The following is an 11,882-nucleotide window of genomic DNA, read 5'->3' as shown; positions in this document are numbered from 1 at the left end:
TTGAACGAATTGGCTTCAAGCTCCTTTATACGTCCTTTTAGTTCATGTACTTCTTTTAGGAGCTGATCTCTTGATTTTCCTTCATCGCTCATTTTTTGTCTCACTAAACAGGCTGATGGTTTTTTGATACGGATTCCCCAACTAAATCTATATATAATTTTAAATATATAAAACTATTTTGTGTGTTTATCTTTATATTAAAATATAGTCTTGGAATAATCTCTTAAACTAAACGTGCTATTATAGGGAGATAATTAGTTCTCTTTTATCTTCATCTGGAATCTGAAATAGTTATTTCGATTAGAACATGGAGAGATAGAGATCATCGATATTCGGGGAAATAAAGAGCAGATAGATTTATATAATTCAGAAAATATTTAATTAAACAGATTAAGAAGCAAAAGTTATTAGTGCCTTGTTCAACAATAGATTTCAGTCAACTTCACATGAATATGTCTAAAGTGAGCGGTGTAACTAGAATGGTCTTGCCAGGCAAAGTACAAATACCTGATCGAAAGCAAAAGTCAAACCTGCAAAACTGACAAAAATCGGTAAATCTAAAACAGTTATCACACATCCTGGTCTTACAAAGTTGATCACTTAATCATTCATATTTAATCATTCATATTGATACAATAACGAGGGAAATATGCAGCAATTAGCGAACAATCAAAGATCAATAGCCTATTTTTCAATGGAGATAGGGATTGATGAAAAAATCCACACTTATAGCGGCGGCCTGGGGATATTGGCCGGTGACACGATACGCTCATCGTCTGATCTGAAGGTGCCGCTGGTCGCGGTAACTCTTCTTTATCGCAAAGGGTACTTCCGTCAGAAGATCGAGGCAGATGGATGGCAGCGGGAAGAACCGGCAGCCTGGGATGTTGACGGTATTCTGGAGGAAATGCCTCAGAGAACTATTGTCATGCTGGAAGGAAGAACTGTCCATTTGAGGGTCTGGAAATATGAGGTCAAAGGAGTTAGCGGCTTTACAGTACCTATCTATTTCCTTGATACGGATATGCCTGAGAACCATGAATGGGACAGGACCCTGACCCATCATCTTTATGGTGGGGATGAACACTACAGGCTCTGCCAGGAAGTGATCCTCGGTATTGGAGGTATCAGGATGCTCCGAGCCCTTGGCCATCAAAACATCAGGAGCTTCCACATGAACGAGGGACATGCAGCACTTCTGACACTTGAGCTGCTGGACGAACACGCAAAAAAGGATGGCAGAGGGTATTTGATCGAAGATGACAGGAAAGCTGTGAGGCGCAGGTGTGTATTTACTACCCACACCCTTGTTCCTGCAGGACATGATAAATTCCCTCTTGATATGGCACGCAGGGTGCTTGGGCAAAGGGAGGATTTCTTCGCTTTGGAAGGTGTCATTCATAACGACGATTCTCTTAATATGACCCGTCTGGCCCTCAACCTTAGTCGTTATGTGAATGGAGTAGCACGAAAACATGGAGAAGCTACAAGGCTCATATTCACTGGGTACTCTATTAATTCCATTACTAATGGGGTTCATGCTGCTACCTGGGTTTCAGAACCTTTCCAAAAACTCTTTGATAAATATATTCCTATCTGGAAACAGGATAATTTCAGTCTGCGCTATGCGCTTAGTATCCCAAAACAGGAGATATGGGGTGCCCATATGCAGGCAAAAAATAAATTACTCGACCATGTAAACAAGCAAACAGGTGTTCTCATGGACGAGAATATACTGACCATAGGCTTTGCAAGGCGGGCTGCGACCTATAAAAGAGCTGATCTGTTGTTCCAGGATATAGAAAGATTAAAAAGAATATCTTCACAGGTTGGAAAGATACAGGTCATATATGCCGGCAAGGCGCATCCCCGGGACTATGAGGCCAAGAAGCTTATCCAGCGTATATTCCAGGCTAAACAAACTCTTAATGGGGACATTAAGCTTGTGTATCTTGAAGATTACAACATGACCATCGGTGCGATGATAACAGCTGGAGTGGATATATGGCTGAACACGCCTGAACCGCCAATGGAAGCCTCTGGGACCAGTGGGATGAAAGCTGCTCTGAACGGTGTTCCCAATCTGAGCGTACTGGACGGATGGTGGATAGAAGGAAACATAGAAGGGGTGACAGGTTGGTCCATTGGGGAAGCGGTCATAGGAAACGGGGAAAACCGTAATCATGCCCTTGATGCAACCTCTTTGTACGATAAACTGGAACAGGTGATCGTTCCTCTTTTCTATAATAACAGGGAGCAATTCATTAGCATGATGTCGCATTCCATTGCCATTAACGGCTCATTTTTCAATACCCATAGAATGATGCAGGAATATGTGCTCAACGCCTATTTCCTATGCTGAGGAGAGCTTAAAAGTCGAACAAAAGATAAACCAGAAAGGCAGATGATCTTTCATTTTTCATCTGCCTTTTATACATTCTAATATCAATGGCATCATCCATTCTTACCAAAGAACTCTTGCGCAAGGGCATTCACCTTACATCTTTAGTTATAGTAGTGGTCTATGTTTATCTGGGAAAGCAGATAGTACTGGATATGCTCATTGCATATCTTGTGTGCATTTTGCTGATCGAGCATTTCCGTCTCAGTCGTGGTACAAAGATCCCATTGCTGGATTTTTTGTATAGGGAAAAAGAAAGGTCATGTGTGGGAGGTCATGTTTTTTTTGTCCTGGGTTCGGTCGTTGCTATCAGTGTGTATAGCAAGGAAGTGGCTATAGCTTCAATACTTATGATCACTTTTGGGGATATGGTGGCTTCTCTTGTGGGTATAACACGGGGTAAAACCCCTATAAAAGGGACTAAAAAGTCTCTGGAAGGCAGTGCTGCCGAATTCTTTACGGATCTTGTCATTGCTGGTGTATTATTGCAAAGTTTTCCTGTAGCTATTGTCATGGCTTGCGTTGCCACATTGACCGAAACGTGGTTATCAGGGATCGATGATAACTTGTCCATACCTGTATTTTCAGGCTTCAGTGCAGAACTTATGATATTGCTTATTTCAGTATAAATGTGTGTCTTTTCATGAAGAAAAGAAGAAGTTGGTTACGATCCATCCAGTGGAAAACAAATTTTGTTTAGTTCTCTGGGAATTACGAATTCTTCATATATGGGTTTGTAAGAGGTTTTGTCGAAGGAGGTATTTCGTGGGATGAACTGTAACTCAACTTAATTTAATCAAGGGCTATATGACATATAAATGTTATGTTTAATACAACTTTTATGAGTTATTTTACTAATATAACTTTTAATAGCTCTTTTGTCCTTTTTTGTCCTTACATTAACATCTCTGCATTTTAAATCAAATTTACTTTAGTTACACACAAGTTGCTTTTTTCAAAAGTTATAAATAGTGTCGTCCCCTACTTTAATTATACAACATAAAGCAATGAACTGAAAAAAGAAGAGAGGCTGGAAAATGACACCATGGGAATATGAGATCAGATCAGTAAGGTTTGGAAACTGGGATCAGACAAAAGAAGATCTCAACAGGATGGGCATTGATGGCTGGGAACTGGTCAAGTTCTCTGATCACATCGATGAAAACATGAGAATGGCTTATTTCAAGAGATCAGTTGACGGTCTTGAGATGTGAGTCAACATTTTTATAGTTGATCGCTCATCCTGCTTGCTTCTAATTTCCATGTTTTTAGTTCACTTTTAGATCTTATTGTGGCAAACTGAAAGGCTTATCTTTGTACATGCAAGCTTTTGGCGAATTTTTCATGATCTGATTATTCATACATTGCTTCTCGGCAAGGGTAGTCTACAAATACCTTGAGATACCTTGTCATCTGACAACGTTAATGTTCAGTGCTGACATGAATAGGATTGGATAGCAACAGTCATGAACGATATTATGATAGCAGACCCATGGGCAATACGCCCGAATCATCATTACACGTTTTACGCTGACAGGTGACAATATGACCGGAAAAGGAAATCCGTTCGGTGCAAGAGAGACCGTTGATATTTGTGATGAAAAAGTGACGATCTACCGTCTGAGCAAGCTTGAGGAAATGGGTATCGGAAAGCTCTCCCGGTTACCATATTCAATCAGGATACTGCTTGAATCCCTTCTGAGAAATGCAGGAAGCGAAGTTGTAACCGAGGACGATGTCCGTAACCTTGCTGCATGGGATCCCAAAAAAACACAGCGATCGGAGATCCCGTTCATACCTTCCAGGGTCATACTGCAGGACTTCACCGGCGTGCCGGCGGTTGTAGATCTGGCTGCTATCAGATCAGCAATGCAAAGGCTTGGTGGAAACCCGGGTGAGATCAACCCTGTGGTCCCTGTGGACCTTGTAATAGACCATTCGATACAGGTGGATTACTTTGGGACTTCTTATGCCATGCATTGCAATGAAAAGTTCGAATTTCACCGTAACCAGGAAAGATATGAACTGCTGCACTGGGCACAACGGGCTTTTGATAATCTGAGGGTAGTACCTCCGGGAACAGGCATAATCCATCAGGTAAACCTTGAATATCTGGCGCCTTTGGTCCATTTCAGGGAAACGGAAGCAGGAAAGCTGGCATATCCCGATTCCCTTGTCGGTACGGACTCCCATACTACCATGATCAATGGTCTGGGTGTTCTGGGCTGGGGTGTAGGCGGTATTGAGGCTGAGGCTGTGATGTTGAACCAGCCATATTACATGGCTGTGCCTGAGGTAGTCGGTTTCAGGTTATATGGTGATCTGAAGGATGGAGTTACAGCAACAGATCTGGTTCTCACTGTAACACAAATGTTGAGAAAATATGGGGTTGTTGACAAGTTCGTAGAATTCTATGGACCGGGGATGCGAGCTCTTGATCTTACTCTAAGGGCAACTCTGGCGAACATGGGTCCGGAATATGGTGCTACAATGGGCTTCTTCCCTGCCGATGAGAAGACCATGGAATATATGCTTATGACAGGCAGGGACAGGAAGCATGTGGATATGGTCCGGGAGTACCTGAAGATACAAGAGCTGTTCGTAACTGATGATTCACCGGAGCCTGTATTCACGCATACGCTGGAACTTGACATGGGCACCGTGGAACCGTGCCTTGCAGGTCCAAAAAGACCCCAGGACCGCATAATGCTTTCGGAAATGCCTCACGTGTTCCACAAGGCAATGGAAACGGCTTTCAGGGAGAAGAGGGGAGGGGAGGTACTTGCAGCAGATCCTAATTATAATCGCTGGCTGGAAGAAGGAGGATACAGCATTGCCAGGGACCAGCATCCAGGCCATTCTGGTCTTTTGAAGATCAAATGTGCTGACGATGATGTTTCTGTTTCGCACGGTGCTGTGGTCATTGCCTCCATTACCTCATGCACCAATACTTCCAATCCTGCAGTGCTTATAGGTGCAGGCCTGCTTGCGAAAAAAGCTGTTGAAAGAGGCCTGCGGGTAAAACCCTTCGTGAAGACCAGCCTGTCTCCTGGCTCCAGGGTGGTAACGGACTATCTGAAAGCAGCCGGATTGACACCTTATCTCGAGGCTCTGGGATTCCATGAGGTGGGCTATGGATGTACCACATGTATCGGTAACAGTGGTCCTCTTAAGGATTCGGTTTCCCAGACAATAAAGAACAAGGACCTTACAGTTGCTGCGGTGCTTAGCGGTAACAGGAACTTTGAAGGCAGGATCAATGCCCAGGTAAAGGCGAACTATCTTGCTTCTCCCATAATGGTGGTCGCATTTGCCCTTGCAGGCACAGTGGACATTGACCTTACCCGGGAACCTGTAGCATGCGATCCTAATGGACAGCCAGTGTATCTGAAAGATATATGGCCCGGGCGGGAAGAGATCAACGATCATGTTTCCAGGTACGTACTTCCTGAAATGTTTGAAAGCCAATACTCCAACGTGTTCGAAGGCACACAACTGTGGAAGCAAATGAATGCGCCCAGCGGTACCCAATATAAATGGGATCCGGAATCCACTTATATCCAGGAGCCACCTTTCTTCAAGGATTTCCCACTTGATATAGGGGGAAAGCAGGATATTAAGGGTGCAAGGGTGCTGGCAATGCTGGGTGACAGTATAACCACTGATCACATATCGCCCGCCGGGTCCATACCTGCCCACTATCCCGCAGGAGAATACCTCCTTAACCACAATGTAGATGAAAAGCATTTCAATTCGTATGGAGCCCGCAGAGGAAATCACGAGGTCATGATGCGTGGGACCTTTGGTAATGTAAGGCTCAAAAACCAGCTTGTGCCAGGAAAAGTAGGGTCCTGGACCCTCCATCTGCCAGACAGGCAGGAGATGTACATCTATGATGCTGCCATGCAGTATATGAAAGAAAAGGTCCCATTGATAGTGGTCGCAGGCAAGGAGTATGGTACCGGTAGTTCCCGTGACTGGGCTGCCAAGGGTACTCAGCTCCTGGGAGTACAAGCAGTGATAGCTGAATCTTTCGAGCGCATTCACCGCAGCAATCTTATTGGGATGGGAGTACTGCCTCTGCAGTTCAAGGATGGGGAGAATGCCGGATCCCTTGGATTGGATGGGACCGAAGTATATGACCTGCTGGATATTTCCAGGTTGCAGCCTGCCGGTGAACTGAGGGTCGTAGCTCATAAGGAAGATGGAACAGAAAAAGCCTTTAATGTCATGGTCAGGCTTAACTCTTCCGTTGAGGTGGAATATTTCCGCAATGGAGGTATACTGCATAGGTTCCTTAGGGAGAGGATCAAAGGGAACTGAGGTTCCCTTACGTTATCTTCAAAAAAAGAGCGCTCTACTCTGCTGATAAAAGTAGCGCAAGTACAGTAAAATTAACGTATAGATCCAGTGATAGAGCATTTCCCGGAAAAATGTAAAAAGAACTTTGTCGGCTTACCTTAATAACACCGACAACACGTATCTCGTAATTATAATTTAGGATATTGATAACTGAAATGTTCAGTATCTCTTTGGTGGCCTGTGAGCTGGCAGGCAGTCCCTGCAGTATACTGGTCTGTCGGGGTCAGGTGCGAAAGGTACCTGTGTTTCCTTACCACAGTCTGCGCAGGTTGCATTGTGCATCTCTCTGTTTTCCCTGTTGAAACCACCACGGCTGCTGCCGCCTCTGTTTCCTTGGGATGATCCGGATCCTCTGCGGTCCATATCTTTTACCTCCTATTTCTTTTATTATCAATCTATCCAAAAGAGACACTCTGTTTCTGGTAGGAGGCTTTTTGAACATAATTGATTGGTTTATACATTGTTTTTTCAAATATAATGCTTTTGCTCAAAAAAAGCTAAAAAATCATATTAATATGAAACTGTAGATTGCGATTTTATTTAAAATCAATGTCTATTATATATTTTTTTATATTTTTTTCTGCACCATCACCAAAATTAGTTCCAAAACTGCAGAGTTCATAAAGTATCACACTCACTCCGTGAAAAAACCAGTCTGAACATAGTAAATTGATAACGCTTATCTAAAAAACATGGTGCATGACAACAATAAATGTATTCTAGTACTCTGCGTTTTTGTAAATGGATCAAATCAAGCTAAAAGTTGTTTGTGAGTTTTTTCCTGAACTTGAAAGTGCTAATAATGTACCTTAAATGACAAAGTAAGCTGTAGAATAGGGATCGAAGAACCTGATAAAAGGATGCAACGGATACAATAGATGGTAATCTGCAACAACACTTAAATATCTTTGAATAAAACACTCATTTGACATATTTTACTAAAAACACGTTACTTACAAAATGGGGTTTTAATGAACCAGGTAAAAAAAGGCTTAGAGGGTGTTGTAGCTCTGGATACGCAAATATCTTTTATAGATGGTGTCCAGGGCATACTCAAATACAGAGGTATAGAGATAGAAAAGCTTGCTGATCTTTCTTACGATGTGGTTTCTTATCTTCTTATATATGGAATGATACCCGACGCTGAAGGACTTAACGAATTTTCCAGGGAGCTTCGTAAAGAGCGAAATGTGCATCCGCATCTTCTGCACATGTTAAAGTTCTGTGATTTTGAGAATGAGTCCCTCGATGCCTTGAGAACTGCTATATCCATATGTGCGCATTTTGATGAAGATTCACATGACATTTCAGAGCAGGCCAATTTTAGAAAGACCATACGTCTCATTGCCCGGTTTCCGACGATGGTTGCCTCTTTCTACAGGATGGCGAATGGCCTGGAAGTGATATCTCCAGATCCATCTCTTTCCCATGGAGCGAATTTTCTGTATATGCTAAGAGGGTCCCGCCCTACTGAACTGGAAGCAGAGGCAATGGAAAAAGATTTTATTCTAAGTGCAGAGCATGAACTGAATCCTTCGACGTTCGCTTTGAGGATAACAGCTTCCACTCTCTCCGATCTGCATTCTGCCATCATCTCTGGTCTGTGTACCCTTAAAGGTCCCCTGCATGGCGGGGCAAGGAAGGGAGTAATGGATATGCTGGATGATATTGGTTCACCTGATAATATCGCAGCATATGTTCAGGAACATCTGGAACATAAGCAGAGAATAATGGGATTCGGACACCGGGTCTATAAGACCTATGATCCCCGGGCCCGTATCTACAGGGAAATAGCAAGAAAAGTAGCCATGGAAAAAGGTAATAGCCACTGGTTCGACCTTGCCAGGGAAATAGAGTCAGTAATGTATCACGAAATGGTCGAGAACAAGCATAAACCCATATATCCGAACGTAGATTTCTACTCTGGTGTACTATATAAGGACCTGGAGATCCCTTCATATCTTGCAACTTCTATATTTGCCATAGGAAGGATATCCGGATGGATAGCTCATTGTCTGGAACAATATGGTGACAACAGGGTTATCAGGCCAAGGGCACATTTTGTTTAAAAATATAGAAATGATCTAAAAGTTCAGACGTGATCAAAAGTATCGGGTCTCGAAGAACAGAGTTCATATATCCCTGTTTGCCTTTCTTTTTTCAGCCATTTTTTTTAGTTGCTCGTTCATGGCCTTGAAGCCATTTTCCGTGTCTTCTTTGATCAGATACATGAATAATGGCACCAGAAGGCCGCTGAATTTCTCGCAGTTGATGAAATGTACACTTCCATCTTCCATTTCCTCGATCCTGAACAAATGCTCACCATCTAACAGGCCATTTACCCAGAAATGTCCCATCCAGCGGATCTCTTTATTTACCTCCGCATTGAGCACCACAGGTTTGAGATTTATCTTAAAGGAGTTACTGGTTTTAAACTCCACTTCGAGTAGCTCTCCAATTTGCAGTTTTCCAGAGACCCGGGTGATAAATGGATTCCATGCATGATACTCTTTGAGATCAGAGAGGACTTCCCATACATCTTCTGGTGATGCCAGAATGTTGATCGTTGTACAAATTCGTTTCATATTGATCTTTCGAAACTTTTAAAAACTCACCATATCTTAAGGTGCATTCTTATTATGACATCAATCATCAAGGGATTTGCGTTACCTGCATTCTTGAAGTAATGTGCAGGCTGTATGCCTGCAAACGTGAAAAAAACCAGTAAAGCACTAGTGAGCGAATACCTCATTCAATTCTCCTTGCCAATTGAATGCATGGAGTTCAAACTTTAAATGTTTAGCGTTTGGTATATGATCAAAAGACAATAATATGAGCGAAGAGATCCCTTCACTCAATTTTCAAATGCAAGCGCAGCTTTTGGGCAGACTTCCACGCATCTGCCACACTTTATACAATCTCTTTTCGACAGACTGTTACGTACATCCAGTTGCATAGGACATACCTTATCACACTTCTTACAGTTGATGCATTTTTCAGCATCCAATTTTACCCGATATCGGTCTTTCCCCAAAATGTGCTGCAATGTACCCATGGGGCAGAAAGTACACCAGGTCCTGGGATTTATGGAAAGGCCCAGCAATATTGCTATTGTAGTTGTGGTCAGACACATGATCACAAATATCATGCCTATCTGATTGAACAGACCTTGGGTCTGTAGCAGCCTGTATCCCATAAATCCCATCATGAACAGGAATATGGGTACCCTTATCCAGAAACTCCTGAGCACATGCGGGATCTTTTTATTCTGACTGATCTTGCCCACCCAGAAATCGTTGAAACTGCCTCTGGGACACAGATTTCCACAGAACCACCTTCCTCTGAAAGGACTGATGGCCAGCAACGTGCCAAACACCAGGAGCATGAAGTATCCCAGTACCGGATACCACAAACCTGCAATAGATACAATGACTACAAGGATCCCAAGATATGGAGTGATTTTAAGCATTTTTTCACCAACGACCTTTTCAAGGAACAGCTATAACATTCTGTTCCTCTTCCCATATGATCAGTTCTTTTTCAACACGCTCAACCCAGCTATGAATGATTTCCATGATAAGCTCCCTGATCTCTCTCTTGTTCCTGATCCTGTACACGAAGAAATAGCCTCCTCCTTCCAGGTTATTCTGGGACTTTTGCAGCACCTTTTTTTCCGTGAGCTTCTTGGCGCTTCTCTGTACTGTGGATATGTCAAGAGCCAGATCTGCAGCTATTTGCTCGGTGGTGAACCACCTGGTATTATGTCCCAACAGATGTTTCAATACAAGAAGCTCTGCTTTTGTCAGGTTGAGACCACACTTTATGACAGCTTCGATCTGGAACTCCTTACATGCAAAATCTACCATAGCACTACCTCTGTATGTTTACAGTACTGTTTTAATGTTGCAGCATTATATATACCATGCCAAGTACTGCAATATACTGAGCAATAATGGAAGTACTGCTAAAAAGAGGGAAAGCCCTTAACGCAGATCCCGATATCAAGATCATTCGCAAGATGAGCAAATTCCGTTCATTGTTTGACATAGCCGGGTGTCAGCTTTTTCTCCAGCAAGGTAAAAGAAAGATCTATGAACAAGGCCAGAACAATTGCAGGGATAGCTCCTAAGAGCAGTCTTTCAGTGTTATAGCCGATCAGCCCCTGGAAGATGATCTCTCCCAATCCTCCACTACCTATGAACGCAGTAAGCACAGCTATACTGTTTGCCAGGATGGCTGCAAACTTGATACCTGCGAACATGGCAGGATATGCATTAGGGAACCTTATATAGCGCTGTATCTGCCATTCACTGAGCCCAATACCGTTAGCATAGTCTATAAGTGCGGGGTCCACGTTTGTAAGACCAATGTATGTGTTCTTGATTATAGGTAAAAGTGCCCTCAGCATTATGGCTATCAGTGCAGGGACAAAGCCTATCCCCAGAAAAGGTACCACTATGGCTATCACTGCAAAACTGGGCACAGCCTGCACAAGGTTGGCAAAGTTCATCACAACCGATGCCAGCCGCTGGCTATAGAGAGAAGCGAATGCAAGAGGTACTGCTACCAGAATGCTTGCAAGCAACGTGGTATATACGAGCACTATATGTTCCCATGTTGCATTCAGTATCATTTCTGTGGCTGCCATGTACCATACCTCTTGTACAGCTCCTTCTCGATCCTTCCGGCCCCGAGGTCCAGTATGACAGCCAGTATCCCTGTCCACAGGCCTGCCAGCAGTATAGCGTCCTTCTCATACAGCTGGATGCCGTTCTGGAGCACGGTTCCAAGTCCTCCGGCAGCCACAAGTCCTCCCAATGTGACGACACCCATGGTGAAAACCAGAGCTATCCTTATCCCCCCGGCTATGAGAGGCAGGGACATAGGTATCCTTACTTTGAGAAGTATGTCCCGTGGTGACAGGCCAATAGCCTCGGCCACATATATGTATTTGCTATCTACGCCTTTAAGGCCGGTATAGGTGTTCCTTGCTATAGGCAAAACAGAGTAGATCACCGAGGCAGCTATAGTTGGTCCGGTTCCCAGACGCAGCAGAGGCAAAAGAATGACCAGCAATGCCAGATCAGGTATTGTTTCCAGAATATTGAGGAAGTTAAGT

11 protein-coding genes are annotated in these 11,882 nt (G+C 43.4%); 5 read left to right on the top strand and 6 right to left on the bottom strand.

Annotated features, from left to right (window positions below):
- The first annotated feature begins 649 nt into the window (after positions 1-649).
- The 4 genes from glgP to acnA all read left to right on the top strand — a co-directional run bounded on the left by glgP (position 650) and on the right by acnA (position 6,724).
- Complete coding sequence (gene glgP / locus AB7U21_RS07090; RefSeq protein WP_333787969.1) at positions 650-2,362, top strand: alpha-glucan family phosphorylase; 1,713 nt, start codon at positions 650-652, stop codon at positions 2,360-2,362.
- An 86-nt stretch (positions 2,363-2,448) separates the two neighbouring features.
- Complete coding sequence (locus tag AB7U21_RS07085) at positions 2,449-3,030, top strand: CTP--2,3-di-O-geranylgeranyl-sn-glycero-1-phosphate cytidyltransferase (protein WP_333787970.1); 582 nt, start codon at positions 2,449-2,451, stop codon at positions 3,028-3,030.
- Positions 3,031-3,438: 408 nt separating this feature from the next.
- On the top strand, positions 3,439-3,615 hold the full coding sequence (locus tag AB7U21_RS07080; RefSeq protein WP_428387930.1) for a hypothetical protein: 177 nt from the start codon (positions 3,439-3,441) through the stop codon (positions 3,613-3,615).
- Between the two features lie 331 nt (positions 3,616-3,946).
- Positions 3,947-6,724 carry an aconitate hydratase AcnA gene (acnA, locus tag AB7U21_RS07075; protein ID WP_428387928.1) on the top strand — a complete coding sequence of 926 codons (2,778 nt, stop codon included), beginning with the start codon at positions 3,947-3,949 and terminating at the stop codon, positions 6,722-6,724.
- A 198-nt stretch (positions 6,725-6,922) separates the two neighbouring features.
- Here acnA and AB7U21_RS07070 read toward each other — a convergent pair whose 3' ends face one another.
- Complete coding sequence (locus AB7U21_RS07070) at positions 6,923-7,126, bottom strand: CxxC-x17-CxxC domain-containing protein (protein WP_333787973.1); 204 nt, start codon at positions 7,124-7,126, stop codon at positions 6,923-6,925.
- 608 nt (positions 7,127-7,734) lie between these two features.
- On the opposite strand from AB7U21_RS07070, the gene AB7U21_RS07065 reads away from it, so the two are divergent.
- On the top strand, positions 7,735-8,832 hold the full coding sequence (locus AB7U21_RS07065; protein WP_333787974.1) for a citrate/2-methylcitrate synthase: 1,098 nt from the start codon (positions 7,735-7,737) through the stop codon (positions 8,830-8,832).
- Between the two features lie 63 nt (positions 8,833-8,895).
- Here the strand turns inward: AB7U21_RS07065 and AB7U21_RS07060 are convergent, their stop codons facing one another.
- From AB7U21_RS07060 to AB7U21_RS07040, 5 genes are all read right to left on the bottom strand, one after another.
- Positions 8,896-9,348 carry an SRPBCC domain-containing protein gene (locus AB7U21_RS07060; protein WP_333787975.1) on the bottom strand — a complete coding sequence of 151 codons (453 nt, stop codon included), beginning with the start codon at positions 9,346-9,348 and terminating at the stop codon, positions 8,896-8,898.
- 269 nt (positions 9,349-9,617) lie between these two features.
- Complete coding sequence (locus tag AB7U21_RS07055) at positions 9,618-10,232, bottom strand: 4Fe-4S binding protein (RefSeq protein ID WP_333787976.1); 615 nt, start codon at positions 10,230-10,232, stop codon at positions 9,618-9,620.
- Between the two features lie 19 nt (positions 10,233-10,251).
- The gene (locus tag AB7U21_RS07050) at positions 10,252-10,629 is read right to left on the bottom strand and encodes a helix-turn-helix domain-containing protein (protein ID WP_333787977.1); all 378 of its coding nucleotides are present in this window, start codon (positions 10,627-10,629) and stop codon (positions 10,252-10,254) included.
- Positions 10,630-10,796: 167 nt separating this feature from the next.
- Entirely contained in the window at positions 10,797-11,411 is a 615-nt protein-coding gene (locus AB7U21_RS07045) for an ABC transporter permease (RefSeq protein ID WP_333787978.1), read from the bottom strand.
- On the bottom strand, positions 11,393-11,882 hold a 490-nt coding region (locus tag AB7U21_RS07040), incomplete at its 5' end, for an ABC transporter permease subunit (protein WP_428387924.1). The genes AB7U21_RS07045 and AB7U21_RS07040, both read right to left, overlap by 19 nt.

This window comes from Methanomethylovorans sp. (assembly GCF_050177135.1).
Taxonomy (GTDB): Archaea; Halobacteriota; Methanosarcinia; order Methanosarcinales; family Methanosarcinaceae; genus Methanomethylovorans.
The sequence above is the reverse complement of the archived record's forward strand: the minus strand, read 5'-3'. Positions and strand labels throughout refer to the sequence as shown.